Consider the following 26,997-nt stretch of genomic DNA (forward strand, 5'->3'; position numbering starts at 1 on the left):
TTTCTTGTTGATTTTTTAAACTTTCCTAGAATTTATTTTTTCTTAAAATTCTCTATTATGTAAATAAAACCCTCTAGCTTTAGACTAGAGGGCGATTAATGTATTTAATTAATTTACGACGTTTCCTGGGTCAGTATTAAGTGTTTCAACCTCATAGCTTGTACTTGTTGGTTCGTTTACCGGGTTGCCCGGGTCTGCTGATACCGTTCCTCCGAAGATTCCGAATGCTAATACACCTGTTAAAATTGCTGCGATTACTTTTTTCATAATTTTCCACTCTCCTATAGTATGTTTTTGATTAATTCTTTAAATTCCTCTTTCTTTGATAATTCCTTTAACGGAAATTGCGCATAAAACATATCACCCTCCTTCATAAACATACCGAGTGATTTTAAATGTAAGCTGTAATCTTCTGTTGCCAACGCTCGGTAGTAGACTCTGAACGCAGTCTCATCTAGTCCGTCGAGTAAATTCAATGCTGCATCACTATCTCCACGCTTAGCGTATCTATAGGCTAGTTCTGAATCATCCATAAAACCGTCAGTCTCGTCCAACCTATGACTCCAAGTAGTCTCGAGCAACTTTATGTTTTGATTCAGAATTGTATCTCTGTGTGCGATCAAACCTAACTCTTGATACTTCTTAACGCTTTCTGATAAGTGAAATGATGATTCCGCGTAATCTTGGAACATGAATGATGTCCCTATAATATAAGATGCATAAGCTTCGCTTTTCGCGCAAATTTTCATGGAAAAAATTAATTCTGCATATTTACGACTCTTTTCTAAGTCGTTATTGTGGAATAAATGAGCTTGCGCTAAAACCTCATACATTCTTATTCGGAAACATTCTTTCACAAAACCTCTTTCCAAATTTTCGATAAGTAACCTAGATTCTTCTGCTACTCGAAATAGGGACTTGTATTCTCTAGTTAAAGAATAGATGTTAGCTTCTATCGTATGTAATAAAGCAGTTAAATCCATAGATTTTACTTCCGAATATAGACCTTTTAAATCCCGAAGGATTATCTCATAAGAATGTAATTTTCTTTGGTACTTTAAGACAAAAGAATAAACAGAATGAACTTCCTCGAATCCGTGATACCCTTCTATTTTATTCAGTAATTTTTCTAAGTCGTCTAACAAAAAGTTTATAGATAAGAACTCTAACGCCGGTCTGACGTGCTCCATTTTATCGTAACTTAAACATACGCTACGGATAAATTCCCGATCCTTTTTAAAGAATATGTTTTGAATAGAGAAAGCAACGTCAAAATTTAATGGTCGTTTTCCGTTTAAGAAGTTGGACAATGTCGCACAACTAACCCCAACCGATTCCGCGATTGTTTTACGTTTGTAATCATGATCGTCTATAAAATTTAATAACAAATCCTTCCCCTGCCCCATTTGTTCTCCTCCCTTAAACAACCTTGATTAAAAGTAATGATTATATTATAATTACATTGTACCTATTTTCTTTCCAAAAGTAAATAAAAATTTATAAAAAGGAAGTGAATTTTTTGTTGGATGATTTTACCATTGACTACTCCCCGTTAATGAACATTTTATATGACCGTAATATTGGTCTGTCCGAACTAGGTGAAGAAGTAGGATTAAGCACAAAAACCATCGCAAAATTCAAAAAGAAAGAATCTCTAACTTTAACTACAATAGGAAAGATCTGTGTGTTTTTAGATGTTAATATAGAACAAGTAGTAAAAATAAAAAGAATATAACCCCTTTGATATACATAATTAATTAAATATTAAATGAAGGGACGGCTTCCTATGAAGATTGAATTCGGAAGATGTCTCCTTCGTGAAGTATTACGTAGAGCCGGCATGAAACAAATAGATCTGGCAGAACGTTCATCAAAGACGGAAACTCAAATTAGCGACTATATAAATGGGCGAAAATACATGTCTTATAGGACAGCTATAGAGTTTTCGATCATCATAGGTTGCCATGCCGAGGAGTTCTACGATTGGGAATACCAAGGCTTCAAGAAGGAGGAGTAAGGCGTCAATGCCTTTCTTCGTGAATTTACTTCATCATTAAGTGAAGTTATCCCTAACTCATTGTCAATTATAACAAAATTTTACTTGAAAGCGTTACCCATTTTTTAACAATTGATAAATGTTTGTTTTCTTTATTTGTAAGTCCTCCATACGCCCACTCACCAACGCATCATTCACGTCCTTCACTCCGTCCGGCAACGCCAACTCCCGCAATCCCACGTATCCGCGCAACCCCTCGACCAACTGTCGCTTAACCTTCTCGCCAGCCTTATCGTTATCCGTCGCAATTACCACGGACTCAATCGGAGACTTCCGTATTAATTCGAGCTGCTCGTCACTAACCGAAGCGCCTCCGATGGCTACCGCAGGTTTACCGCTCGTCCATACGCTCATAGCGTCAATCTCCGCCTCACATACGTACACTTCTGTTAGGTTATGGCGATACACCTTGTCGATGCCATATACGAGGCGTCTGACGGGTTCTGCGCCTTTTTCGTACCAAAACACCTTACCGCGTACCTTCCGATACTTGACGTTAGCAAGCGATCCGTCCGCATGACGCCACGGTAGGACTATCGCCCGTGATTGCTTCGAATAACCTACGCCCATGAACCGCTGTACCTTTTCGGAGATTCCGCGACTTGCGAGGTACTTATGCCGATACCGATACGGCGCTAACGTAGATTCCGGTAACTTTACGGGGACTCTCCGTTTAGGTAGCGATAATTTCGGTATAATGTACGATTCTGTCTGCGCTGGCATACCGTATAACTCCGTAAGGTACTCGCACGTTTCCTCGTAGGTTTCGTCGCGTAAGAACGCTAGTAGCTTCGGAAAGTTACCGGATTCATAGTCGGAATCGTATGCGCCACTATCCCGCCATGTTCCCGCGTATTCTCCGTCTAGGTTGACGAAGAAGGACGGAGTATTGTCGTAACGGAACGGTGAAGCTGCGATAAGTTTATCGGATGACCAGCGCGGTCGAGTCCACGGAAAGGCTTCGAGTTCGGTGCGGATGTCAACGTCTAATTCTTCGCCTTGTATTCGGATAATCGGCATAAGCGTCCTCCTTTCTGATTGCACTAATAGAATACACCCCGTTTTTTTCGATCTGCAATAGTCTCTACGATTTTTTTTTTCTAAAATTCCTTCGTAAACTCATCCGCACTTAACGTATCCTCCGATATCTCTCGGACTATCCCGTAATTCGGAAGGTATACTCCTTCAACTTGCGTACCTTCTCCACCATTACGCCCCTTGCCTATCTCGATCATAAAGCGACCGTCCACTGTATCTATTCCGAATAGGTTGAACGCATCTTCGAGAATCTGCTTCGATTTCTTAACCTCGCTACGTTTCGGCGGTTGCAATTCGCGATTACCTTCTTCGTCTGTATTTGCGCTAACTTCCTCGGCTTGTGTAACGACATGTATAACGGTATTTGTGCGCCCAGCAAGAGCGCGTAACTTCTTGGAAGTTTCCGCTACATCGCCGCCTGCTGTCCGTGATCTATTCTGCTCGAAGTCCATTAAATAAATCGGATCAATAACGACTATATCTGCGTTAGTCTGAATAATATCCGATTCTAATTGACGGACGTCTGCGCGTGTGAAATCCTCATCATCTATCGCACGAACCGTAATATTTCCCGGTAAAATATCGTCTAATTTTTCAAGGAACATTTCTAATCCGGCTTCATAACCTTCGTCTAACTTACCGGATAATAGTTTACTATTTTCGAAACCGACTTCATAATCAACTCCGTCAATTTTCTCGACCGTACCGCTAACCCTTGCCGATATACTTGCGTAGGCTCTCGCCATCCATTCGAATTTACTCATTTCTCGAGCCCATACGAGGACATTTGCGCCCTGAAAAGCCGGTTCGATTGCTCCGTCCTCCATGACAAACACGGATTTACCTCGTCCACTTTTACCGTACCATGCGTAAGTGTTTCCGGAATAATATCCGCCGATTGCCTTGTTGATTCCGTTAAACTTCGATTCCCATAGGCGGAATGATTCTCCGGCTTTACGTTTGCGATATTCTTCGAGGAATTTGTTCGTATCATTTTTTACGTCTGTTCCTATTTTTTCACGAACACTTGTTCTCATTGTAATACGATCCAATTTCGATTGCAACTCTTTTATGAAATCATTTCCGTCAGATTGTTCGATCATTCTCTGCGTATCCTTATCGTTAACTAGCGCAATAAATTCTCGCTTGGCTGCGTCCGACTTTAGTTGCCGCGTCAGCCATTCGTAACTATCCGACACACCTTCTCGATAATAGAAGTCCGGAAATTCTTCGACCACTGTACGGAAGTCCGGCGCTTGTCCTCGATTGGCTTCGGCGTACTCCGTAATGTATTGAAATACATTGCGTTCGGATTCCGTAGCAAAGTCGGATTCTTCGATGGAATGAGAACGGACAGCCGACACGTTACCATCATCGAGAATTTTCGATAAGAATGATTCGCCATATGCGGGCATAGTTGCGTCCTCCTTTCGTTATTTCATCGTCCAAAACTCGTACTTACCGCCCATTTACGCCTTTCACGTTCCAGTCGCGCAATCTCACGCTCCAACTTCCGTATAACCTCGATCAATTCCGCGTTCGACATGTATTCGTAACGGTCGCTCATCCTTCCGATCCTCTTTTCTTATGGCTCGTACCTAATTTGCTCTTGCGCCTTCTCCCTGAACGACGTTTCTTCTTCCGACTGACAGACGACTCTAATTCGCTAATCTTTTCGTGTAAATTACGGATATATTCCGAAACATAATCTCTCTCGTGTTCTACTTCGATATGCTCGTTGATTATCTCGTAAATCTGTTTGCGTTTTGACACCGTCATTCCCCTTTCGTCAATTCGGTAAGCAATCGTTCAGCATACGCCTTTTCATTCTCGGAGCCGTACGTTAACATATCGAGGTAATAGTCGATAGCCGTTTGACGTGCGCTATCGTCCAATTCCTCCGACAACTTTTCGCGTTCGGCTTCCGTCATCCCCTCCGGTTCCCATTCGCGGATAAAGTCCGTTGTTGCCGGCAATGACAGCCAATCTTCCGAATACCAATCGTTAGGATCTCCGCCTTCTAGTCGGTAACGGAATACGCTATGCTCCTCGTCATATTTAACGTCCGTAATTTCGTATTTAGTCGGAGCAATCGTTTCACCGTCCGAGAAGAATTCGGCGGTATATGGGTCGTAGATGAGAACGTCGTCGCCTACGTAAAACATCGGCTTAGGTTCGTTCATATCATCGGAATCCTCTCCGTCAATCCATTGGATTTCCGCAGGTTTGTCGGATGTGCGTTGCGCTAGGATGACGGATGCTGACGTGAGGATTGCGGATAATGTTCCGATGATTAGCGTTGATTTTCGCATTTACTTCGCCTCACTTTCGTTTAAAATATTTTACCGTTTCTATAATTGCGCCCATAATCATCGCCCACATCAATAGCACTAACGGCAACAGAATCGAATAAATAATTATATCCTCCAATATCTTCGCCTCCTTTTCTTATTCTGATATAATCGTGATGAGGTGATTAAGTTGAACCGATTAATTATACGTATTATTGCGCTCCCCTTAGCGCTACATATATTCAAGCAAGACCGAGAACAACTCGACGGATTATACGTAGGTAACGTATATCTCGATAAGATCGATTCCATTATCGAAGATATTCACCGTGATATTAACGAAAGTCGGGCGCAACTGTTGAAACAGTACGGACTGACTTTGCGTAAAATATCAGCGACGGAATATCGATGGAATGATCGAAAAGATTCCGGAACGCTTACGTATACTTCCGAACAGTTAAAGGCGATGACATCCGATATTATGCGCGAATATCTGTTTAGCGCCGAACCTTTCGAACGGAAAGAGCGTGTGTGGGATCGGAGTATGTTGCCGCCGGATGCCGAGTTGGATTAGCGTTTACCTCTCTTACTCTCGCCACCAAACGCAATCTCTTGCGTCATATCTCGCATTCGATCGTACAGTCGCTCCTCACCGAACACTCGCGGTAATTCCTTCATCGGAATATTCGAGGTATACACCGTAGGCAACTGCGCCGTCACACGGTAATTGACGATACTGTGGAAATCTCCGCGAAACCCATCCGACACATCCCTGACACCTACATCGTCAATCACGACAAATGGCGTATGCTTTGCGTGATTAATCGCGTTATAATACCGCTCGGCTGCGGGATTTGCGATACTGTCCGGCACTCTAGGACGGTTGAACGCGTTATATTCCGTCTGCAACTCGTTGGCATCGAGGAAATATGCCGGACGTTGTAACGGCGTCCGTCCTCGCTGAATACTTCCGACATAGTGGCGTATGAGCCATTCGTTAAGCAAGGCGCTGGCTGACGTCGTCTTACCGGTACCGGGCGATTCGCTCCATAGGTATAGCGACTTTATCCGCTCGCCGTCCGCCTCAAACTGACGGCTGAATGTCGATACATAGGCGTCAAATACCGCATATGCTTGCGCTTGGCTCTCGCGTACTGGTGAATTGGTGAGCGTCGTATTGCGGTAATCTTTCGGAACACCTGCGGAGCCTACGCGCCCACCTTCGCCGGATACGCCGTGAAACCCCGTGTGGATTGCGTTAGTTGGCGAACAGGCTGACGTGGTGATTCCGTCTAATAAACATTTCGTCAATTTGCGTTCACCTCCGTTAATTATTCGCGTGAGTCGTCGATGATTTTACCTTGCGTTGCAAATGCGCTAGTTACCCAACAATAACGTAAAGGTACTTCATCGCCTATATCCGTATTATCCGGTACCACTTCGCAAAACTCACCTTCGTACTCAACGATATCACCAACGCGAACCTCCGTCGGTTGTGGTGCGTTAAGGTATTCGCTAGGTACTTCGAGTCCTAGTGCGCGTCGTAACGCAATAGCCTTTCCGATATGAACGTTGAAGCAATCGTTAGGGGCGCATTTTGCGATACCTCTTGCGTAGACAATCGAACTTAGCTGCCCTTTCAGTAGGCAAACGACTGTTCTTTTTCCATCGTTAACAATAAATTCTGCATCGCATATGATACCAGATTCACCTTCCCTATACCCTAGCCTCGAGGTTATGCCTCCCTTAGAATCTTTTAAGGATTCCACATCAGACTTAGCGCGCTCCACGATTTCGTCACGCTCTTTTTGAGGCGTCCATAATCGCTCCTCTAACGTCGTACATACTTCCTTCTCGATATTGCCGCTTTCCAGCGCCCCAACCTTACGCTTCAACTCCGCAACCTCATTCCGTAAATCCTCGATATTCGCCTCCATATTTTCGATAACTCCGCTCATTATACCGCTCCCTTTCCGTTTTTAATTTCGCTTATAGCCATCCGCTAATATCGTCCACATCGATTTCTTGCGCTTCCTTCCGTTCCTCTTTCCGCTGTACCTCCGCCAACACACGTTGCCATGTCTGCTTACGGTACGTATAAAGCCATCCGAAACTAGTTCCGGGATATTGTCGCGTAGGCTTATATTCGGACATGGCTTCGTCAATAAATCGTTTAACAATCGCCTTATCATACTTCGCTCCCTTCGTCTTAGTTCCGATCAAGTTTCCGATTAACCCTTTTTCCGCTTGCCATCCGCGGTAGGGTACGTATTCCACTCCGAACATTTCTTCGTGCTTGTCCGATAGGTAGGCGTGGAATGTCAAAGTATTCCACTTGTCGAGCGGAAGGTTACGCCAGTCGGTCGATTTAGTTCGGGTCATTTGCGTTCGCCTCCTAACGCTATCTCCGTCCGTTTTCTGATTACGTGCTTTATGCTAATAAACTCATCATCTTCGTAAAAAGTGTCGGAATGTATTAGCGTTAATTGCTTACGTAACCGCTCAATCTCCGCCACCAACTTCGGAATATCCTCGCGAGCGTGTGCGATGAAGGTTGCGTTATCTAAGTCGGTAGTTTGTGCCGTTAATAATCCGCCCATAGTTCCGACATTCTGCGCACCGTTTGGCGATTGTTTTCCGATTCGCCACGGACCTTCCATAGCCTTTTCGGCACGCTCACGGATTTCCGCTAGTTGTTCGTCGGTTAGTCGTTTAGTTTCCGTCATCGTCAGCACTCCCTTCCGCCTTTTCCTTCCATTTCCTCGCTACGTCACGTAGACGATCTATCGCGAATTCTTTCTCTGCTAACTTCCGGCTTAATAATTCGAATTTCCTCTTTTCTGTCCTTAACTTACTTTCGTAGTATTCGTGCGTATTACGCTCAACCTCCGTAGAATACCTTATTTTATCCGCGGTTACTGCCGCGATTTGATCGATCTGTTCGTCACTTAAAGTTACGTTAAAACTAAGACCCTTGGCCATCTTTCAACGCCTCCTTTGTCGGTTGTAATAACGCCTTAACTAAGTCGATACTTACGTCATGCACGCCACTCTCCGTCATATGATCGAGTATTTGCGTAACGGTCGTTAGTTTGCGGTGAGCGTCTGCGGTGATTTCGCGTTCTTCACACCATCTTTCGTGGAAATAATCCGCCTGATCTTTGTCCGTCATACTTCGTCACCCTTTCGCTATTTACCGTAATAATTTCGTTACTATAACGCCCATATAAGCCGTTTGACGCTCTCGGAGTATTAGCGTTCATGTTGCGGATAAAAACGTCTGTGTGGGCGGTTATTTTGCGTCTGTGGTGTCGTTGATGCCTTCGACGATGATTCCGAGAATGTGTAGCGTCTTTCGAACGCCTTGCCTACACCCTAACGACCGCTGCCGTTCCGTGGAACTCATTTCTTCGGAATCCTGTAACCAATCGTTAGCTTCGTAATAATTGCGCAACTTTTCGTGAGGCGTCTGCTCGACGGTGTATCCGTTGACTAGTGCGCTTGCTAACGTCATTGTGTCGACACCATTTAGTGCGTCTGTTTTAGCGCCTACCCATTCGTCAGCAGGATCGACGGTTACTTCGAGTATTTTATCGTCGGAATAATACGGTAGGCTTCGCAAGTGTTCGATTACTTCCGCTACTTCCTTCGGTAATGCGACTTTTTCGCTCACGTTAATCGTCCTCCTTTTCGATAAGTTTGATACGTGGTTATCGCCAACTCTGCGTGTTTTATAGTTATATCGCTAGTTTCATCGTCAGTCATGAACACGGCGTTATCTGTTCTACCGCGATCTTTATACCACATCATAACGATGTATCCGCCGAAAGTATCGAAATCATCCGGTGCAAAATCGTTATCAACCGGTACATATCCTATTGTTCCGCAAGAGTTATCGTCACGGTTGACGGTTCCTATCTCATTAGCAATAAATCGTAATTCATTCATAGTTCCACAATTCCAATTGTCCGATAGAAAATTACCTTCGCTATCAAATGCGCATTTAGGATCGCTACCTTCCCAAGTTTTACCTCTCGATTTACAACAGTCGCAAACCATGTTACTCACTCCTTTTAGGCGTCGCTGCGCCACCTTTCTTTTATTTTTAATTTTCTTTGGTTTCTTTTAACAAGAAACACTTCTCCGACAAATACCTATATACAATACATTTCGGAATATCTTTTATTCGTCCCGACTTAAAGTGAATTTCTTTAAGGCGGTATGTTTTATCTTGTTAAAAGATTAGTTCTTGTTAAAACCTAGTTCTAGTTAGTGCAACCTATAACCATGTCGGCTCACAGTCGCGCGACCACAGGTAGCACGGTGGCTACGAAATCCTTACAATTCTTCGGGTTCTGCGTCAAATATTCGTATCTGACTAATCGGAAGAACTGTATATCTCGTATTATCGAATCTACCTTCGTGCCTATCTTGTATCGCAGTTACTAACGGACGACCTTGCCATCGGTATTCGAGTAACTTCCGCACCCTCCTTCCGGCTGCTTGACGCGAAACTCCTAACCCTTTCGCTATTTGCGATTGTGTCGGATAGCAGTTACCATCCTCGTCCATGAACGAAGCTATGACGCAAAGTGTACGCCAGTTGCTATCGCCCATGTCGGCTAGTAACCCGTGCTTGACGGCACTGACGTACATCTTAAGGAATATCTGCGTTTCCGACTTCCCGTCCGTTAAGGAACGCTCGGTCTTTGTCTCGATGGATACGAGATTTTCATTCGTCATATATCCACCTCCTATTAACTACATCGAAACTAACTCCACAAATGGCGAATAAATCCACGAAATTATTTTCGCTCTTATAATGTTAGATGCGCGAGAACCTCATTTCGCACACTTTTACGCAAAAAAAATAACGCCACCTCCGAAAAGGTGACGCATATCCGTTATCTTCTTCGCATATATCTCCGTAATGGCGAATGTTTCGTATGCTGACTGCGGACGTGTTCGGCGTCCATCTGTACGTATTTCCTCGTCGTTTTAATATCCGCATGATCGAGGATTTTTTGCAGCGTAAATAAATCTCCGCCATTTAATAGATAATCGCGAGCAAATGTATGTCGGAATTGGTGCGGATGTAGCGTATTCATTCCGATTCTCTTTTTCAGTCGATTCAATCGCTTCCGGAACGCATCTGCCGTAAATTCCTCGCCGTACGCGTTCATAAATATACGGTCAGTACCGCCGAAATAATCGGTTGATTCGCGATGCAATTCGAGCAATCGTTTTAACACTTCGCGACTAACCGGAACATCGCGGTACTTCCGATTCTTCGCTATTTCCGATGTAACGGTGATTTCGTTATGTCGCTGATTAATCTGCCCGACCGTCAACGTGACTGCCTCGTTAATCCGCAAGCCAGTGTCGAGCAACAGGTAAATAAGCGTCTTATCTCGCCATTGTGCGTATTGCCTTTCGTCCAACGCGTTCAATACTCGGTTAATCTCCGGCTCGGAAAGTCCTTGCACCTCCGCAACCTTATCCGTCCGAACCGGCTTTATCGTTTTCATGGCGTTACTTTCTGCGTAACCTTCTTCGTACCAAAATCGACACATCGTCTTAAGCGTTCTAAGGCGTATATTAACGGTATTAGGCGATAACCCTTCCTTCGTATCTCGGCGTGTTAAATCGCCCTCATACGCCTTCCTATCGCGTAATAAATACGTAATGTATGCTCGGATAATGTCCGGAGTCACACTCGATAACATAACCTCGGCTTGTCCGTTTTGCTCCGAAATAAATTCGGATAGGTAACGGATATGTAGTCGATATTCCTTGACGGTGCGTTCACGCACACCTTCCGCCTCTTTCGCATTAACGAATATTTCTAACGCTTCGTCGAGCGTTATGTCCGTATGTGTGACATCGTTACGTTGTCGGACAGAACGGACGGCTGTTGGTCGTCTTTCTCCGATAAAACTTCGTCCCAAAACAAAAACGCCTCCTTTTCGCGGTGACATTAGTCCCACGCAAGGAAGCGTTCTAGTCCGACAGTGTTCCCGTATCCTGCATCGTTACGTTTATCGGAAAGGGAAAATCGGAATACTCACCGATAACTCTCCGTACTGGTCTATCGCCTAAGTTAACGGGTTTTTATCGGAATTTATAACGGTAAACGTCCCAGGCAGGATTCGAACCTGCGACCCACAGCTTAGAAGGCTGTTGCTCTATCCAGCTGAGCTACTGGGACATATTGGAGCGGGTGAAGGGAATCGAACCCTCGACATCAGCTTGGAAGGCTGAGGTTTTACCACTAAACTACACCCGCATAAGGTTATTCATTGATTATTGTGCTTCGGAACAACACGTAGCTTTACCACTTAAAATTAAGGTTTCTTTTTTGGTCACAAAATATATTATATTCATTACACATAAATATGTCAACCATTTATTTCAAAAAAATCATAAATGCTTTTCAAAAGGTTATAACTGCCCCTTTTGAAAAGCATTAGTAGATCATCTATTTATCCGCAAGATCTGTATGATAGGTCATATCCTCCACCAATTTACCATCTAATGTATAAAAGAGGACTTCTATATCATTTACGTTATCCCATTGCATAACAGCATAAGTCTTTTCTGTTCTACCTCTTGGTAATCGGATACTTCCCGGGTTAATAAATAATTGATCATTTATTTTTTCCGCACCAGCAATATGCGTATGACCAAAACATATTATTTTCGCATCCAATTCTGCTGCACGATAGGATATCGTCATACTGTTCATCTTAACATTATGCAAATGTCCGTGCGCGATAAAGAAAGAGAGATCTCCAATATCGGTTACGAACTCCTCTGGATACCGGGAATCGAAGTCACAGTTTCCACCTACACTTGTAAAGCCTTCTAATTCCTTCGCATCGAATTCTAGCTCTGAATCACCACAATGAAACATATATGTACAAGCATGTCGCAGTTTAATTTCCATGAGTTCTTCTGTTAAGCCATGGCTATCACTTACAATTAGTACACGATTCATTTTAACACCTCGTTATGATAAACTCTTCAGCCAGTCTTCTAACTGAACAATCGCATTTTTCCGATGACTAATATTGTTTTTTTCTTGAGGCGCAAGCTCTGCCATTGTTCGATCATAATCCTTTGGAACAAAAATAGGATCATATCCAAACCCGTTTTCACCTCTCGGCTGTCGTTGGATTTTCCCTTCACAGTATCCTGTCCGAAAAAGTGTCTTTTCCCCAGGTATCGCAACGGCTAATACACACACAAAACGCGCTGAACGATTTTCTTCTGGTACTTCCTTAAGCTCCGCCAGCACCTTTTCAACGTTCGCTTTATCATCTTTTGGCTCCCCTGCGTATCGAGCAGAATAAATCCCTGGTCTTCCATTAAGTGCATCAATGACAAGTCCTGAATCATCTGCTAGTACAGGTGTTTCCAGTAGTCTAGATATCTCTTCTGCTTTTAATGCTGCATTCTCCTTAAACGTAGATCCTGTTTCTTCTACGTCTGGGATATCATTATCTAAATCCAATAGAGACACTGCTTGAATATTATATTTTGTAAACATCGTTTCAAATTCTTTAGCTTTACCTCTATTTTTAGTCGCAATAATTATTTTTTTCATCACTTATCACCATCTTCATCAGTCTCTCCAATACGGTTTGCCAAATCAGCGATCGTTTCCTTTTGAATCGTAAAGATTTCATTCATACCATCATTAGCAAGATGAAGCATTGCTTGTAATTGGTTAAATGAAAAGGTCGCTTCTTCACCGGTTCCTTGTATTTCCACAAATTCTCCTGAACCCGTCATAATAACATTCATATCAACTGCTGCATTTGAATCCTCAGCATAGTTCAAATCCAATATTTCCTTACCATCACTTAACATCCCTACAGAAGTTGCTGCCAAGTAATCTGTGACAGGCATCTTGCTAATCTTTTTTTGTTTTATTAATTCTCCAAAAGCCATAACAACTGCTACAAACGCTCCCGTAATTGAAGCTGTTCTCGTTCCACCATCCGCTTGGATCACATCACAATCTACCCAAACTGTTCTTTCACCAATTTTATTTAAGTCTACGACTGATCGAAGGGCACGTCCGATTAATCGCTGGATTTCCATCGTTCTTCCGCTTACCTTACCTTTAGAGGATTCCCTTATATTTCGCTCTTGAGTTGCTCTAGGGAGCATGGCATATTCAGCAGTAATCCATCCTTTCCCTTGTCCACGCATAAAAGGAGGAACTCTGTCTTCAATACTTGCATTACATATTACTTTTGTTTCTCCTACTTCGATTAAAACAGAGCCTTCTGGATGCTTGACGAAATTCTTTGTAATTGTAATTGGTCTCAATTGATTTGCTTCTCTTTGATCTTGTCTCATGATAAACTCCTCCTCTTGTCACCCATTAGCTTAACATATATCTGCTGAAAAGATGTATCAAAAAAACAAAACACACTAACAAATCGTTAGTGTGTAATTTGAGGCTATATATATGTTAGAACTTTTCAGTTTGTATAAAAGAATCTTTTGTAACTGGCTCGGTGTAAACTTCTCCATCTTCATTTGCTAACTGCTCTACGTTTTCGACACGCACATTAACAGCTTCAACATCTCGCTGATCGGTAAATGTCCTTACCAAGGTTTCCATAACTTCATCAGATATGACAGAATTATCTGTATCCTGTAATACATTTTCATTGAAAACTAACTCTAACACACCATCTTTTAGTGTTGGCGTTTCAACCAACTCCGTCTCTGAATTGAATACTTGCATTAAATTCGAAACATATCCCGGTCCATTTACTAGAGAATCCGTAATTGCTTGTAATTCATCTCCATTTTCCACTTTCACATGCTGTGTCACTGGAACGAAATATTGATTTTCATTATACTCAGCAGGAAAATACATTGTTACTGCTTGACTATTAATAAGATCAATATTATCTGACTCAATTACGTTAATCCCATTAGCCCGTGTATAACCATCTGCAACCGGCGTACCGTTAACCGGCATAACTTCTTGCTCATGTCCATTAATCCATAATTTTACATTTTCTACATTGTCAAATTGAGTTAACGTATAAGTCATTGCTTCTAAAATGCGGACCTCATCTTCTGCCTCATATTCTTTGAATTCTTCCGATACGTCAACGATTAAAGTGCCATCCTCCTCTTGTAATCTCAATCCTAAAATCTCCGTACCTGCAGGTAATACAGCTTGGAACCCATCAGGTAATATGTTGGATACTGGACCATCCTTTACTAAATACTCAAGAACTTGTGTTGCAACTTCCTTAGAATCTAGTACTGGCAATTCTACAGTTTGAGATGCTACCATACCGTTTGCGTCTAATAGATATAATTCACGCTCAACCGTTTTTGCAGCTTCAGAAGACTCTGCTTCTTCATCTTCTGATTGGATACTAGAAGTTAAATCTTCTGTACTATCCACTGCTTCCGCTTCTTGTGGTGGATCCATATTCTCCTCAAGTGATTGTTCACCTTGAAAGCATCCCGTCAAAATAAGCGAAACACTAGTAGCAGCAATGAATAATTTTACGCGGTGTTTTCTCATGCAATTCCCTCCTACGATGGTTTGTACTATTATATATACGAGCCTATTTTAAATTTAGACCAACCTTTAAAAATTCGTACATAAAAAAATTAGGACGCTATGAGATAATAGTGTCCTAATTTTTTTGAATAACCGCTTTTTCAATTGTTACTGATTGTAAATTTTCAACGGAACTATTAAAAATACTTCTAGTAATTTCTGTAAAAATATCTAATTCCCCTGTTGTGTAAAACTGATGCGTCGTTTTTTCATCCCCATTGTTTAATAGCTGATGAAATTCTAACAGTGCACTTGCTTCCCGTGCCGTTTCTTCGCTAGACGAAATTAGCGTAATCTCAGGACCAAGCACAGTTTGGATTACATCCTTAATTAATGGATAGTGGGTACATCCTAATATTAAAGAATCCATATTCGCTTTATCACGTATTATAGGTTGTAATGATTTTTGCACAATATCTTTTGCTAAATCTCCTGCTAATATCCCCTGTTCAACCATCGGTACAAACAAAGGGCAGGCTAATGCATCTATTTTGATGTCTGATTTTATATGTTGTAATGCATGGATGTATGCGTTACTTTTAATTGTTCCTTCGGTTCCAATTATTCCAACATGATTGCTTTGGGTAAAATTTATGGCTGCCCGAGCACCAGGCTGAATCACACCTAACACCGGAATATTTAAATTTCGTTGAAGATCTTGTAACGTATAGGCTGTAGCAGTATTGCAAGCAACGATGATCATTTTCACATCTTTTTCTAATAAATAATCAACCATTTCCCATGTGAATTCAACTACTTCACTTTCCGATCTTGGACCATATGGACAACGCTGTGTATCACCTAAATAAATCAGTTTTTCTTTCGGTAATTGGCGCATCAATTCATGCACTACTGTTAAGCCACCGACACCAGAATCGATGACCCCAATTGGTTTATTCAAACATACCGCCTCATCTTTGCTGTTATTTTTCATTGATACTTTTCATTTTATCATGTAATTGATCCAACAGTTCTATTAAGGTAGCTGTTTGGTCATCTGAGAAATTTTCTAAAACTTCTCCTAAATATTGTTGGCGTTTTAAAATTACTTCTTTGATAATTCGTTTCCCTTTATCTAATACATGAATCCGAACGACTCGTCGATCATTGGAATCACGTACCCGCTCCACAAGTTCATTTTTTTCCATTCGATCTACAAGATCAGTAGTTGTGCTAAAAGCTAATCCGTTTTTGGTTGAAAGCTCCCCAATAGTTAAATCTCCTTCTTCCATCAACCATTGTAGAGCTATAAACTGTGGAGATGTAATTGGATAGTTATTTAAAATTTTTCGACCATTTTGTTTTATTGCGCCGGATATATGGCGTAACCTTTTTTCTAATCTCTCTATCGCGTCTCTTTGCATTTCTGTTTCCAAAGATGTAACCTCCCGTAGAATTACCCTGTATATAGTCATATTTTATCATAAATAAGCTAAAAAACTTATAATTTGTTTGTGAAACATGTAATTTATTCAAAAATGGACATTCATGAAGCCTTGAAGACGCCTGCTTCAATTTTAATTTTGCAGAATAGACAAGCTTCTTTTTTTCCCGAGGAAACATACTACAAGCCCAGCTTTTATTCGTAATTATATTCTTTAAAATGGAAATGTGCGCACCGTTTGAGCATCTTTTCATAAGCTAATAGTGACTAAATAATTTCCCTTCATACTGCAGCTCTATGACAGCAAGGAGGGGTTAACATTTGAAGGACAACGACTACAAACCGAAGCAATTATTAACTAAACGCGAAAAAGAAGTTTTCGAACTTTTAGTACAGGACAAAACAACAAAAGAAATTGCCCAGGAATTGTTTATATCTGAAAAGACTGTCCGTAACCACATTTCAAATGCTATGCAAAAATTAGGTGTCAAGGGGCGTTCTCAAGCTGTAGTAGAGCTTATTCGTATGGGCGAACTAAAGCTCTAAATAAAACCGACTTTCCTTTTTTGGAAGTCGGTTTTATCCATAGTTATACTAATTAGATTGCAACTTTTCTTTCATCTCACCACGTAAAGGGACAGGCTTTCCAGTAGTAGGATTTACATAAACCATTCTCCCTCGGCCGGTTAAACAAACCTCTCCACTTTTATTTAAAGCCATATAATGAATATCAAAAGAACTTGTTCCAACATGGCTCGCTTTTACGAACAAATCAATCTTTTGTCCAAAAAACAATTGTTTATGATAATCACATTGTAAATCAGCTACGATCGGAATCCCATCTCTTGCTTGATTTTCACCAAACAATCCTAGCGAGGATAAGAACTCGATTCTAGCTTCTTCGAAATAAATGAAAGGGGATACATTATTAACATGGCCAAACATATCTGTTTCAGAAAACCTTATTTTTATCGGTGTAGAAAAGGTAAACTCCTCTCTCCACGTGTCCATATTATCTATATAACTAATATTCTTCATATATTTTTCTCCTCTGTAAAAAATAACCCCTACCAAGCTAGGTAGGGGTCGTATTGTTCATAAACTATTAATGAGCGTTATCGCTACCAAAGAAATTTTTAAATGATTGAATACTTGTTGCACGATTCATCGCTGCAATGGAAGTCGTTAGCGGAATACCTTTTGGACAAACTTGAACACAGTTTTGTGCGTTCCCACATCCTTCAATTCCTCCATCTTCCATTAACCCTTCTAATCTTTCACTCTTATTCATCTCACCTGTTGGATGAGAGTTGAATAGACGAGCCTGCGAAATCGCAGCCGGACCAATAAAGTCTGATTTATCATTAACATTCGGGCAAGCTTCTAAACATACACCACATGTCATACATTTTGATAGTTCATAAGCCCATTGACGTTTCTTTTCAGGCATACGTGGCCCCGGACCGAGATCATGCGTTCCGTCAATCGGAATCCATGCTTTAACTTGCTTAAGCGCATCAAACATACGTTCGCGGTCAATGATTAAATCACGAACAACTGGAAAAGTAGACATTGGCTCAAGTCGAATTGGTTGCTCAAGCTCATCAACTAATGCAGCACAAGATTGTCTAGCCGTTCCGTTTATAACCATGGAACAAGCTCCACAAACTTCTTCAAGACAGTTCATGTCCCACTGCACTGGTGTTGTTTTTTCCCCATTTGCATTTACTGGATTTTTACGGATTTCCATTAACCCAGAGATTACATTCATGTTTTTACGATACGGCACATGAAATGTCTCTTCATAAGGAGCAGATTCTGGGCTGTCTTGTCGAGTTATAATAAAAGTAACTGTCTGTTTCTCAGCCATTAAGATTTACTCCCTTCGCTTTTTTTTGTGTAATCACGCTTACGAGGTTTGATTAACGAAACATCTACATCTTCATAAGAGAAGACAGGAGAGTTTGTTTCTTTATCAAACTGAGCAATTGTTGTTTTCAACCATTCCTCATCATTTCGATCAGGGAATTCTGGCTTATAGTGCGCCCCGCGGCTTTCGTTACGATTATATGCACCAATTGTAATAACACGAGCCAAGTGAAGCATGTTTTTCAATTGACGAGTAAACATAACCCCGTGATTACTCCAACGTGCGGTATCATTTACATTGATATTTTCCCAACGCTCAAGTAATTCTTGGATCTTTTCATCTGTTTTTAATAGTTTTTCATTATCGCGTACAACGGTTACATTATCTGTCATCCACTCGCCAAGCTCTTGATGAAGCTGATAAGCATTTTCGTCGCCATCCATATTCATCATTGCTTCAAATTTTTCTTCCTCTTCTTTTACGCGGTTCTCAAATAAACTAGACGGAAGATCGTCAACATGCTTTTCTAGACCTTCAATATATTCAATCGCTTTAGGTCCAGCAACCATACCACCATAAATTGCTGATAGCAACGAGTTAGCCCCTAAACGGTTTCCACCATGTTGCGAATAATCACACTCACCAGCTGCGAAAATACCAGGAATATTAGTCATTTGGTTATAATCAACCCATAACCCACCCATTGAATAGTGAACAGCAGGGAAAATTTTCATTGGCACTTTACGTGGATCTTCACCTACGAATTTCTCATAAATCTCAATGATACCACCGAGTTTTACATCTAATTCTTTAGGATCTTTATGAGATAAATCCAAATAAACCATATTTTCCCCATTAATACCTAGTTTTTGATTGACACAAACGTCGAAAATCTCACGGGTTGCAATATCACGAGGTACTAGGTTACCGTAGGCAGGATATTTCTCTTCTAAGAAATACCAAGGTTCACCATCCTTATATGTCCAAACACGTCCACCTTCACCACGAGCAGATTCACTCATTAGACGTAGTTTGTCATCTCCAGGAATTGCAGTTGGATGAATTTGTATAAACTCACCGTTTGCATACTTCGCACCGTGCTGATATAAAGCACTAGCAGCAGAACCAGTGTTAATCATAGAGTTAGTGGATTTACCAAAGATAATTCCAGGTCCTCCAGTAGACATAATGGTTGCATCAGATGGAAATGATTTAATCTCATGTGTTTTTATATCTTGTGCAACGATTCCTCTACCAACGCCTTCATCATCGGTAACAATCCCGATAAACTCCCAACTTTCATATTTCGTAACTAATCCTTCTACTTCATAACGACGAACCTGTTCGTCTAATGCATATAATAATTGTTGTCCTGTTGTAGCTCCTGCATATGCTGTACGGTGATGTTGTGTACCACCGAAGCGTCTAAAGTCTAATAAACCTTCAGGAGTACGGTTAAACATTACTCCCATTCGGTCTAACATATGAATGATACTAGGTGCAGAATCACACATAGCTTTAACTGGTGGTTGATTTGCTAAAAAGTCCCCACCATAGACCGTATCATCAAAGTGGATATCAGGAGAATCTCCTTCCCCTTTTGTATTGACAGCCCCGTTAATACCACCTTGGGCACATACAGAGTGAGAGCGTTTAACAGGTACGATAGAAAATAAGTCAACGCTTACACCAGCTTCAGCAGCTTTTATGGTTGCCATGAGTCCAGCTAACCCTCCACCGACTACAGCGACTTTACGATTACTCATATATACTCACTCCCTTTTTCTTTATACTCCATAAGCAAATGTAATTAATGAACGAATACCGATGTAACTTACTACTAAGAACACCACTAGAGTAGCATATGTAACGATTTTTTGAGATCTCGGTGATTGAGCAAATCCCCAAGAAACCAAGAATCCCCATAACCCATTAGAGAAATGGAATACAGTAGAAATCACACCAATAATATAGAACCAAAACATGATAGGATTAGCTAGAATCCCTTCCATAAGACTATAATCTAAATCTGCGTTACCTAATCCGATTTGTACACGAGTTTCCCATACATGCCAGGAAATAAAGATTAACGTCACAATTCCAGTAAATCGTTGTAAGTAGAACAACCAATTACGGAAGAATCCATACCTTTTCACATTGTTCTTCGCTGTAAACACAATGTAAACCCCTAAAATAGCATGGAATAAAATTGGTAGGAAAATGATGAAAGTTTCAAGTACAATTCTAAATGGTAAATCATGCATAAATGCAGCAGCTTTATTGAAACTTTCTTCCCCATACACAGCAAAATGATTCACCACTAAATGCTGAATTAAGAATACCCCAATTGGAACAACGCCTAATAGTGAGTGCAATCTTCTGTAAAAAAACTCACGATGCTCTGCCATGTGTTACCCCCCTTAATTTATCTATGATTTTTTTATAAAGTTGGACATTTCAGACAATAATTATAGATTTATTATTGTTCTTAAAATGTACATATTTACAACATATTTATTGTACTTCTATCTACAATAAGCGTCAAGGAATGGATACATCATTTTTACGATTAGGTAGATAATATATAAATGATCGAAAGCCCCCCTTGCAGAATCCTATAAATGCATACATAATACTATTAGTTACATTTGCTAATTTTCACTATAGGAAGGGAATATAAAATGTCGAACAAACAGGAACCACTATCATTATCTGTTCTTGATGAATTACACACTTCGGGAGCGGGATATGACATCCTTCGTTACATAAGTTTACCAGATATTTTAGGATCAGAAGCAGATACATTGTTATACTTTATGGGAAAGAATTTGGCAAGAAAGTTTGAAATCAAATCTTTAGGAGATATTGTTCACTTCTTTGATAAATGTGGTTGGGGAAAACTAGACCTATTTAAAGAAAAGAGAAACAAATTAATCTTTCATATGCTCTCAGATTCCGTCGTACAACGGATTAATGCACCTATAGATGTAAATTTCCGACTTGAAGCAGGGTTTCTTGCGGAAGCAATACGTATATTAAAAGGAAAAGACTGTGAGTGCGTCGAAGAAACTAATAAAAAAATACGCCAAGTTGAATTCGAAATTGTATTTATTGAGTAGATACAACTATTTACAAAAAGAGGTACGACATTACTCCGTACCTCTTTCATTATTTACCGTATTGAGATACTCTAAGATTTCTTCAGCAATGTTTTTAGGTACTCCCAATTTCGTAATATCTGTAATGGAAGCTCGTTTTATTTCATTAACGGATTTGAAATGGGTTAATAATAACTTACGACGCTTCGCTCCAACACCCGGTATTTTATCTAATTCCGATTGAAATAAACTCTTACCACGTAATTGTCGATGGAATGAAATCGCAAATCGATGGACCTCATCCTGAATACGCTGTACAAGATAAAATTCTTGTGATTTTCGTGATAGAGGAATGACAGCGGGAGGATCCCCGTATAGTAATTCGCTTGTCTTATGTTTATCATCCTTTGCTAAACCACAAATAGGAATATCTACCCCAAGCTCATTCTCCAATACATCTAGAGCTGCACTCATTTGTCCTTTTCCCCCATCGATAACAATTAAATCTGGTAAAGGTAAAGATTCCTTTAAAACACGTGTATACCTTCTCCTAATAACTTCACGCATTGTTTCGTAGTCATCCGGTCCCTTAACATCTCTAATTTTATATTTTCGGTATTCCTTTTTATTTGGTTTACCATCAATAAAAACGACCATTGCCGATACCGGATCTGTTCCTTGTATATTGGAGTTGTCAAAAGCTTCGATTCGATGTGGTATTTCAATATTTAATGCATCTCCCAATTTTTCAACGGCAAGAATAGTGCGTTCCTCATCACGTTCAATGAGAGAAAACTTCTCTTTTAAGGATGCTTTCGCATTTTCCATAGCAAGCTCCACTAGTTCTTTTTTACGACCACGATATGGTGTATGAACGTTAATTTCAAGTAACTCCTTGAGAAGTTCTATATCAATTCCTATTGGAACAAATATTTGCTTTGGTTTTGGGTGATGTTGATGCAAGTAAAACCGTCCCACATAACTAATGAATGTTTCCTCTGGTTCATCAAAAAATGGAAAAATAGCTACATCCCGCTCTATTAATTTTCCCTGGCGAATAAAAAATACTTGAATACACATCCAGCCTTTATCATAACTATATCCAAACACATCTCGGTCCACATTATCATTTAATGTCATTTTTTGCTGTTCCATCACAACTTCAATATGTTCGATTAGATCTCGTAACTCTTTTGCTCGTTCAAAATTAAGTTGTTCACTTGCCTCATACATTTTTGTTTGTAAGTCTTTTTTTATATCTTTAAAACCACCATGAAGAAATGATGTCACTCGTTGAACAATTTGATTATACGCTTCGTTTGTGGGTGGTTGTTCGCTACAAGCTAGGCATTGACCCATATGGTAATACAAACAATATCGACCTGGAGGATTATTACATTTACGTAGAGGGTACAGTCGATCAAGCAATTTTTTTGCTTCCCGAGCTGCTGAAACATTTGGGTACGGACCAAAATATTTTCCCTTGTCTTTCTTTACTTTCCGTGTTATTAACAATCGGGGATGTCGCTCTGCAGTTATCTTTAAATAAGGATACGACTTATCATCCTTTAACATAACATTGTATTTAGGATCATACTTTTTGATTAGGTTCATTTCCAATATTAAAGCTTCCATTTCCGTAGAAGTAATAATATATTCAAAATCATCTATTTCTTGTACAAGTCGCTGTGTTTTTTGATCATTAGCACCAGTAAAATAAGATCTGACACGATTTTTCAGTAGTTTTGATTTCCCTACATATATCACTGTTTTATGCTTATCCTTCATAAGATAACAGCCAGGTTGTGCGGGGAGGACAGCCAACTTTTCTTTTATATTTTGGTTCATAACCAATTTCATCCTTAACTCTTATTTTATAATAACGATAGTTAATCCCTTGTCACATTTGCAACAAGGGATTATTATTTCATGTTATCATATATTTTCTTAAGCGTGTTTATTGATTAATTCAACAAGTGCTTCTTTAGGTTGGAATCCAATCACTTGATCCACAACGTTACCATCTTTAAATAATAATAAAGTTGGGATACTCATAACGCCGAATTTCCCTGCAGTTTCCTGATTCTCATCAACATCGAGTTTAACGATTTGAACTTTTTCAGACATTTCTCCGTCTATTTCTTCTAGAACAGGAGCAATCATTTTACAAGGTCCGCACCATGGCGCCCAGAAATCAGCTAATACTAATCCTTCAGCAGTTTCACTAGCGAAGTTTTGATCAGTTACATTTACAATTGCCATTATTTTTCCTCCTCATACTGTACTCGTTAACGAGTATATCATCAAAAATATTACCTTACTAATAGTTTGCTTCAAGCCAATTTTTTTATCAGTATAATTATGTGAAAGAGACTGAAGAATATTAAAACTTTCAACCCCAAGAACAATTACACGATTAAATTGATTCACAGTTGATATATGATGCGTCATACTTCTTGTAGCTTTAGTTAAAAATTTTAACGACGATTGTTTAGCGCTTCGACAACCGCTACGGAAATACATTACGCTTTCCGCGGGCTCGTGCTGAGCCTCCTCGATCGCAAAGACCGCTCTCTGTGGGGTCTCATCATCTTCGCTGTTCCCGCAGGAGTCTCCATGTATTTCCTCCGCTGATATTTTTTGATTATTATTCAATCAATAATCATAGTTTTGTATATTCTCGCAAAATAAGAACCACTTCAACAGCGGAGACAGAATGCGTAGACTCCTGCGGGAACAGCACGTGTCCGAAGATCCCGGAAGAAGCGGTTTTTGCTTCTGAGGAAGCTAAGGCCGTGCCCGCGGAAAGCGAAGCGTTCTGCCGTAGCGGTTATCTAACAATATTTCCATTAGGTGAAACCAAAAGTTACGTCACATAATATACCTAACGCGCAGTAAACTATGAAGATGCGTAAAGTAAAAATCCGAACTGATTCAATTCTAATGGAAGAATTTTGAATCATTGTTCGGATTCCTTTTGACTTGATTCCTTTTATCCAAGCCTCTTCAAAGTATTTATCCTTTTATCTTTTTTACTTCTTCAATTAATAATGGTATTACTTCAAATAGATCTCCAACAATTCCATAATCGGCTACATTAAAAATATTTGCCTCTGGGTCTTTATTAATTGCTACTATGACTTTTGAGTTTGACATACCAGCCAGATGTTGAATTGCTCCGGAGATTCCAACAGCAATATACAAATCTGGTGTTACTACCTTACCAGTTTGACCAATTTGTAACGAATAATCACAATAATCTGCATCACATGCACCACGTGAAGCACCAACTGCTCCACCTAGTACCTCTGCTAACTCATACAACGGCTTGAATCCGTCAGCACTTTTAACCCCACGGCCACCTGCGATGATTACATTTGCTTCAGAAAGATCAACACCCTCCGAAGCTTTTCGGATAACTTCCTTAATCACTGTACGTAAATCAGCAATATCTACTTCTCTCTCATCAACTTCTCCAGAACGAGAATCATCATGGTCAAGTGCTGGAATATTATTAGGTCGTATCGTAGCAAAAACGACACCACTCGTAATTGTTTTCTTTTCAAAGGCTTTACCAGAGTATATTGGTCGTGTAAATACTACCTCATCACCGTCTACATCAATACCTGTTACATCGGAAATTAAACCGGTTTCAAGTTTTGCTGCAAGTTTAGGCGTTAAATCCTTTCCAACGGCAGTATGTCCCATAACAATACCATATGGAGACTCTTCCTCAATGACAGATAATACGGCTTGCCCGTAACCGTCTGAGGTATAATCTTTTAATTTTTCATTAAGAACAGAAACTACTCGATCTGCTCCATAATAAATCATTTCCTGCGCTTGGCTTTTTAGGCTTTCTTCCCCACAGATGACACCAACAATCTCTCCATCTGGGTTAATTTGTTTTGCTGCAGCAATAGCTTCAAAGGTTACATTTCGTAATACACCGTCTCTTGTTTCACCAATAACTAATAATTTATCGCTCATGAGAATTTCTCCCTTCTGTCCCTCTATTTAAAGTACCTTCGCTTCATCCTTAAGTAATGACACAAGCTCTTTTACTTGATCGTCTATTTCGCCTTCCAACACTCTTCCTGCTTCTTTTTCTGGTGGAAGGAATATGTCAACGGTTTCCGTTTTTGGTTCTAGTTCATCTTCATCCAAATCCAAGTCATCAATTTCCAATTCTTCCAATGGCTTCTTCTTTGCCTTCATAATACCAGGTAATGATGGATACCTTGGTTCATTAAGACCTTGTTGACAAGTGACTAAAACAGGCAAAGTTGTTTCAACTTTTTCAACATCACCTTCTACGTCTTTGTCTATTTTCACCGTATCTCCATCAATTTCCAAACTTGTAATTGTTGTCACATAAGGAATATCCAAACGTTCCGCTAATCTAGGCCCAACTTGACCGCTAGCCTCATCAATAGCAACATTACCAGCAAGAATTAAGTCTACTTCTTTATCTTCAAAGAATGCTTCTAATATTTTTACAGTAGTAAACTGATCTCCTTCTTCAAGATCTTCCTCTGTATTAATTAACACTGCTTTATCTGCTCCCATAGCTAATGCAGTTCGCAATTGTTTTTCTGATTCTTCATCACCTATCGTAATTACTGTTACCTCTCCACCGTGTTCATCACGCTGTTTAATTGCTTCTTCCACTGCATATTCATCGTAAGGATTTATAATGAATTCTGCACCATCGTCCTCAATCTGCCCATTTGATACGACAATTTTCTCTTCTGTATCAAATGTCTTTTTCAATAATACATAAATATTCATTTGATTTTCCTCCTCTTTAAGCGTTTTCAAAATTTAAGTCAGGTTTAAATAGATAATCTACTTATCTTGGAAATTGGGTTTTCGCTTTTCAATGAAAGCACGAACACCTTCCTTGGCATCCTCAGAGCCAAATATCTCTCCAAAGGCTCTCGCTTCTTCCTTCACACCTTCTGCAAATTGTGTCGTTTTTGCATATGGTACCAGCTTCATTACCTGATTGATCGTTGGTTTACTTTTTGCAGCAATTCTCTTTGCTAGATTCATAGCTTCTTCAACTAAGTTATCATCAGCGACGACTCGATTTGCTAACCCAAAGGCCTGCGCTTCAGTTCCACTAATTGGATCACCTGTTAAAATCATCTCATATGCTTTTGGTCCCCCAACATATTGTGGCAAGCGCTGTGTTCCAGCAAAACCAGGAATAATACCTAAATTTAATTCTGGTAATCCAAGCTTCGCACTTTCTGTCACTATACGAATGTGACAAGCCATCGCTAACTCTAATCCTCCACCCAATGCTGCTCCATGAATAGCTGCAATAATTGGTATAGAAAAGCTTTCCATCCTGTCAAAAAGGTTTTGCCCTTCTTCTGACAATGATTGATAGTCAGAAGAATTTTGGAAAGAAGTAAACTCCTTTATATCTGCCCCTGCAGAGAAAAACTTCCCTTCCCCTTTAATAACAATCGCTTTTGCAGTATTTTCATGTTCAATTGCATCGAGCTTTACGGATAAATCTCTTAATAATTTACTAGATAATGCGTTAGCTGGTGGACTTTGAATCGTTAAAACAGCTATTTGATCCTGTAGTTCATATGATAATGTCCCCATGTTCCCCCTCCTTCTTATGTTTATATTAACAAAACTA

At 40.2% G+C, this 26,997-nt stretch carries 37 protein-coding genes and 2 tRNA genes; 5 read left to right on the plus strand and 34 right to left on the minus strand.

Annotated features, from left to right (window positions below):
* Positions 1 to 108 precede the first annotated feature (108 nt).
* On the minus strand, positions 109 to 267 hold the full coding sequence (locus BMX40_RS20320) for a hypothetical protein (RefSeq protein ID WP_170840779.1): 159 nt from the start codon (positions 265 to 267) through the stop codon (positions 109 to 111).
* A gap of 14 nt (positions 268 to 281) precedes the next feature.
* A complete protein-coding gene (locus tag BMX40_RS12320) occupies positions 282 to 1,406 on the minus strand; it encodes an AimR family lysis-lysogeny pheromone receptor (protein ID WP_090870343.1) in 1,125 nt (374 codons plus the stop codon).
* 113 nt (positions 1,407 to 1,519) lie between these two features.
* Here BMX40_RS12320 and BMX40_RS12325 point away from each other — a divergent pair, with 113 nt between their 5' ends.
* Positions 1,520 to 1,735, plus strand: a complete 216-nt coding sequence (locus BMX40_RS12325; RefSeq protein WP_244513521.1) for a helix-turn-helix domain-containing protein — start codon at positions 1,520 to 1,522, stop codon at positions 1,733 to 1,735.
* Between the two features lie 51 nt (positions 1,736 to 1,786).
* On the plus strand, positions 1,787 to 2,017 hold the full coding sequence (locus tag BMX40_RS20945) for a helix-turn-helix domain-containing protein (protein ID WP_170840780.1): 231 nt from the start codon (positions 1,787 to 1,789) through the stop codon (positions 2,015 to 2,017).
* A gap of 93 nt (positions 2,018 to 2,110) precedes the next feature.
* Here the strand turns inward: BMX40_RS20945 and BMX40_RS12335 are convergent, their stop codons facing one another.
* The 5 genes from BMX40_RS12335 to BMX40_RS12350 form a co-directional block, all read right to left on the minus strand.
* A complete protein-coding gene (locus tag BMX40_RS12335) occupies positions 2,111 to 3,076 on the minus strand; it encodes a toprim domain-containing protein (RefSeq protein WP_090870346.1) in 966 nt (321 codons plus the stop codon).
* An 80-nt stretch (positions 3,077 to 3,156) separates the two neighbouring features.
* Positions 3,157 to 4,509: a DnaB-like helicase C-terminal domain-containing protein gene (locus tag BMX40_RS12340; RefSeq protein WP_090870348.1), complete on the minus strand. Its 1,353-nt coding sequence runs from the start codon at positions 4,507 to 4,509 to the stop codon at positions 3,157 to 3,159.
* A 23-nt stretch (positions 4,510 to 4,532) separates the two neighbouring features.
* Positions 4,533 to 4,661 (minus strand): hypothetical protein, encoded by a 129-nt coding sequence (locus tag BMX40_RS20790; RefSeq protein ID WP_280139678.1) that lies wholly within the window; start codon positions 4,659 to 4,661, stop codon positions 4,533 to 4,535.
* A complete protein-coding gene (locus BMX40_RS12345; protein WP_090870350.1) occupies positions 4,658 to 4,867 on the minus strand; it encodes a hypothetical protein in 210 nt (69 codons plus the stop codon). The genes BMX40_RS20790 and BMX40_RS12345 overlap by 4 nt, the downstream gene beginning before the upstream one ends.
* Positions 4,868 to 4,869: 2 nt before the next feature.
* On the minus strand, positions 4,870 to 5,406 hold the full coding sequence (locus tag BMX40_RS12350; RefSeq protein WP_090870352.1) for a hypothetical protein: 537 nt from the start codon (positions 5,404 to 5,406) through the stop codon (positions 4,870 to 4,872).
* Between the two features lie 169 nt (positions 5,407 to 5,575).
* On the opposite strand from BMX40_RS12350, the gene BMX40_RS12355 reads away from it, so the two are divergent.
* Positions 5,576 to 5,959: a YhjD family protein gene (locus BMX40_RS12355; RefSeq protein ID WP_090870354.1), complete on the plus strand. Its 384-nt coding sequence runs from the start codon at positions 5,576 to 5,578 to the stop codon at positions 5,957 to 5,959.
* Here BMX40_RS12355 and BMX40_RS12360 read toward each other — a convergent pair.
* From BMX40_RS12360 to BMX40_RS12445, 18 genes are all read right to left on the minus strand, one after another.
* A complete protein-coding gene (locus BMX40_RS12360) occupies positions 5,956 to 6,696 on the minus strand; it encodes a P-loop NTPase family protein (RefSeq protein WP_244513522.1) in 741 nt (246 codons plus the stop codon). The genes BMX40_RS12355 and BMX40_RS12360 overlap by 4 nt on opposite strands.
* Positions 6,697 to 6,716: 20 nt before the next feature.
* On the minus strand, positions 6,717 to 7,343 hold the full coding sequence (locus BMX40_RS12365) for a hypothetical protein (RefSeq protein WP_090870356.1): 627 nt from the start codon (positions 7,341 to 7,343) through the stop codon (positions 6,717 to 6,719).
* A gap of 31 nt (positions 7,344 to 7,374) precedes the next feature.
* Positions 7,375 to 7,767 carry a hypothetical protein gene (locus BMX40_RS12370; protein WP_090870358.1) on the minus strand — a complete coding sequence of 131 codons (393 nt, stop codon included), beginning with the start codon at positions 7,765 to 7,767 and terminating at the stop codon, positions 7,375 to 7,377.
* Complete coding sequence (locus BMX40_RS12375) at positions 7,764 to 8,111, minus strand: hypothetical protein (protein ID WP_244513523.1); 348 nt, start codon at positions 8,109 to 8,111, stop codon at positions 7,764 to 7,766. Before BMX40_RS12375 ends, BMX40_RS12370 begins: the two co-directional genes overlap by 4 nt.
* Positions 8,098 to 8,367 (minus strand): hypothetical protein, encoded by a 270-nt coding sequence (locus BMX40_RS12380; RefSeq protein WP_090870360.1) that lies wholly within the window; start codon positions 8,365 to 8,367, stop codon positions 8,098 to 8,100. The genes BMX40_RS12375 and BMX40_RS12380 overlap by 14 nt, the downstream gene beginning before the upstream one ends.
* Positions 8,351 to 8,557, minus strand: a complete 207-nt coding sequence (locus BMX40_RS12385) for a hypothetical protein (RefSeq protein ID WP_090870362.1) — start codon at positions 8,555 to 8,557, stop codon at positions 8,351 to 8,353. The genes BMX40_RS12380 and BMX40_RS12385 overlap by 17 nt, the downstream gene beginning before the upstream one ends.
* Positions 8,558 to 8,677: 120 nt before the next feature.
* Positions 8,678 to 9,058: a hypothetical protein gene (locus tag BMX40_RS12390; protein WP_090870364.1), complete on the minus strand. Its 381-nt coding sequence runs from the start codon at positions 9,056 to 9,058 to the stop codon at positions 8,678 to 8,680.
* Entirely contained in the window at positions 9,055 to 9,333 is a 279-nt protein-coding gene (locus tag BMX40_RS12395) for a hypothetical protein (protein ID WP_244513524.1), read from the minus strand. Before BMX40_RS12395 ends, BMX40_RS12390 begins: the two co-directional genes overlap by 4 nt.
* Before the next feature lie 390 nt (positions 9,334 to 9,723).
* A complete protein-coding gene (locus tag BMX40_RS12400; RefSeq protein ID WP_090870368.1) occupies positions 9,724 to 10,128 on the minus strand; it encodes a helix-turn-helix domain-containing protein in 405 nt (134 codons plus the stop codon).
* 161 nt (positions 10,129 to 10,289) lie between these two features.
* Entirely contained in the window at positions 10,290 to 11,333 is a 1,044-nt protein-coding gene (locus BMX40_RS12405) for a tyrosine-type recombinase/integrase (RefSeq protein WP_170840781.1), read from the minus strand.
* A gap of 186 nt (positions 11,334 to 11,519) precedes the next feature.
* Positions 11,520 to 11,593 (minus strand) — tRNA-Arg (locus BMX40_RS12410).
* Positions 11,594 to 11,597: 4 nt separating this feature from the next.
* Positions 11,598 to 11,671, minus strand: a tRNA-Gly gene (locus tag BMX40_RS12415).
* A gap of 192 nt (positions 11,672 to 11,863) precedes the next feature.
* Complete coding sequence (locus BMX40_RS12420; RefSeq protein ID WP_090870372.1) at positions 11,864 to 12,382, minus strand: metallophosphoesterase family protein; 519 nt, start codon at positions 12,380 to 12,382, stop codon at positions 11,864 to 11,866.
* A gap of 12 nt (positions 12,383 to 12,394) precedes the next feature.
* The gene (locus tag BMX40_RS12425) at positions 12,395 to 12,991 is read right to left on the minus strand and encodes an XTP/dITP diphosphatase (RefSeq protein ID WP_090870374.1); all 597 of its coding nucleotides are present in this window, start codon (positions 12,989 to 12,991) and stop codon (positions 12,395 to 12,397) included.
* Positions 12,991 to 13,752, minus strand: a complete 762-nt coding sequence (gene rph / locus BMX40_RS12430) for a ribonuclease PH (RefSeq protein WP_090870376.1) — start codon at positions 13,750 to 13,752, stop codon at positions 12,991 to 12,993. Before rph ends, BMX40_RS12425 begins: the two co-directional genes overlap by 1 nt.
* A 115-nt stretch (positions 13,753 to 13,867) precedes the next feature.
* Positions 13,868 to 14,947 (minus strand): GerMN domain-containing protein, encoded by a 1,080-nt coding sequence (locus BMX40_RS12435; protein ID WP_090870377.1) that lies wholly within the window; start codon positions 14,945 to 14,947, stop codon positions 13,868 to 13,870.
* 115 nt (positions 14,948 to 15,062) lie between these two features.
* The gene (gene racE, locus BMX40_RS12440) at positions 15,063 to 15,887 is read right to left on the minus strand and encodes a glutamate racemase (protein ID WP_090870576.1); all 825 of its coding nucleotides are present in this window, start codon (positions 15,885 to 15,887) and stop codon (positions 15,063 to 15,065) included.
* Positions 15,888 to 15,909: 22 nt separating this feature from the next.
* Positions 15,910 to 16,350 (minus strand): MarR family winged helix-turn-helix transcriptional regulator, encoded by a 441-nt coding sequence (locus BMX40_RS12445; RefSeq protein ID WP_090870578.1) that lies wholly within the window; start codon positions 16,348 to 16,350, stop codon positions 15,910 to 15,912.
* Positions 16,351 to 16,691: 341 nt separating this feature from the next.
* On the opposite strand from BMX40_RS12445, the gene BMX40_RS12450 reads away from it, so the two are divergent.
* A complete protein-coding gene (locus tag BMX40_RS12450; protein WP_072892025.1) occupies positions 16,692 to 16,916 on the plus strand; it encodes a helix-turn-helix domain-containing protein in 225 nt (74 codons plus the stop codon).
* A gap of 48 nt (positions 16,917 to 16,964) precedes the next feature.
* On the opposite strand, the gene BMX40_RS12455 is transcribed toward BMX40_RS12450, so the two are convergent.
* The 4 genes from BMX40_RS12455 to BMX40_RS12470 all read right to left on the minus strand — a co-directional run bounded on the left by BMX40_RS12455 (position 16,965) and on the right by BMX40_RS12470 (position 20,648).
* Positions 16,965 to 17,408, minus strand: a complete 444-nt coding sequence (locus tag BMX40_RS12455) for an acyl-CoA thioesterase (RefSeq protein WP_090870379.1) — start codon at positions 17,406 to 17,408, stop codon at positions 16,965 to 16,967.
* A gap of 67 nt (positions 17,409 to 17,475) precedes the next feature.
* The gene (gene sdhB, locus BMX40_RS12460) at positions 17,476 to 18,240 is read right to left on the minus strand and encodes a succinate dehydrogenase iron-sulfur subunit (RefSeq protein ID WP_090870381.1); all 765 of its coding nucleotides are present in this window, start codon (positions 18,238 to 18,240) and stop codon (positions 17,476 to 17,478) included.
* Complete coding sequence (gene sdhA, locus BMX40_RS12465; RefSeq protein ID WP_090870383.1) at positions 18,240 to 20,006, minus strand: succinate dehydrogenase flavoprotein subunit; 1,767 nt, start codon at positions 20,004 to 20,006, stop codon at positions 18,240 to 18,242. The genes sdhB and sdhA overlap by 1 nt, the downstream gene beginning before the upstream one ends.
* A 21-nt stretch (positions 20,007 to 20,027) precedes the next feature.
* Entirely contained in the window at positions 20,028 to 20,648 is a 621-nt protein-coding gene (locus tag BMX40_RS12470; RefSeq protein ID WP_090870385.1) for a succinate dehydrogenase cytochrome b558 subunit, read from the minus strand.
* A gap of 273 nt (positions 20,649 to 20,921) precedes the next feature.
* Between BMX40_RS12470 and BMX40_RS12475 the strand changes: the two genes are divergently transcribed.
* Positions 20,922 to 21,359 (plus strand): YslB family protein, encoded by a 438-nt coding sequence (locus BMX40_RS12475; RefSeq protein ID WP_090870387.1) that lies wholly within the window; start codon positions 20,922 to 20,924, stop codon positions 21,357 to 21,359.
* Positions 21,360 to 21,389: 30 nt separating this feature from the next.
* Here the strand turns inward: BMX40_RS12475 and uvrC are convergent, their stop codons facing one another.
* The 5 genes from uvrC to BMX40_RS12505 form a co-directional block, all read right to left on the minus strand.
* Positions 21,390 to 23,186: an excinuclease ABC subunit UvrC gene (gene uvrC / locus BMX40_RS12480; protein WP_090870389.1), complete on the minus strand. Its 1,797-nt coding sequence runs from the start codon at positions 23,184 to 23,186 to the stop codon at positions 21,390 to 21,392.
* 99 nt (positions 23,187 to 23,285) lie between these two features.
* Positions 23,286 to 23,600, minus strand: a complete 315-nt coding sequence (gene trxA, locus BMX40_RS12485; RefSeq protein WP_090870391.1) for a thioredoxin — start codon at positions 23,598 to 23,600, stop codon at positions 23,286 to 23,288.
* A 753-nt stretch (positions 23,601 to 24,353) separates the two neighbouring features.
* Positions 24,354 to 25,328 carry an electron transfer flavoprotein subunit alpha/FixB family protein gene (locus BMX40_RS12495; RefSeq protein WP_090870395.1) on the minus strand — a complete coding sequence of 325 codons (975 nt, stop codon included), beginning with the start codon at positions 25,326 to 25,328 and terminating at the stop codon, positions 24,354 to 24,356.
* 27 nt (positions 25,329 to 25,355) lie between these two features.
* Positions 25,356 to 26,129 (minus strand): electron transfer flavoprotein subunit beta/FixA family protein, encoded by a 774-nt coding sequence (locus BMX40_RS12500; protein WP_090870397.1) that lies wholly within the window; start codon positions 26,127 to 26,129, stop codon positions 25,356 to 25,358.
* Between the two features lie 57 nt (positions 26,130 to 26,186).
* Positions 26,187 to 26,960, minus strand: a complete 774-nt coding sequence (locus BMX40_RS12505; RefSeq protein WP_090870399.1) for an enoyl-CoA hydratase — start codon at positions 26,958 to 26,960, stop codon at positions 26,187 to 26,189.
* Positions 26,961 to 26,997: the final 37 nt, after the last annotated feature.

The organism is Oceanobacillus limi, from assembly GCF_900111445.1.
GTDB lineage: Bacteria > Bacillota > Bacilli > Bacillales > Amphibacillaceae > Ornithinibacillus > Ornithinibacillus limi.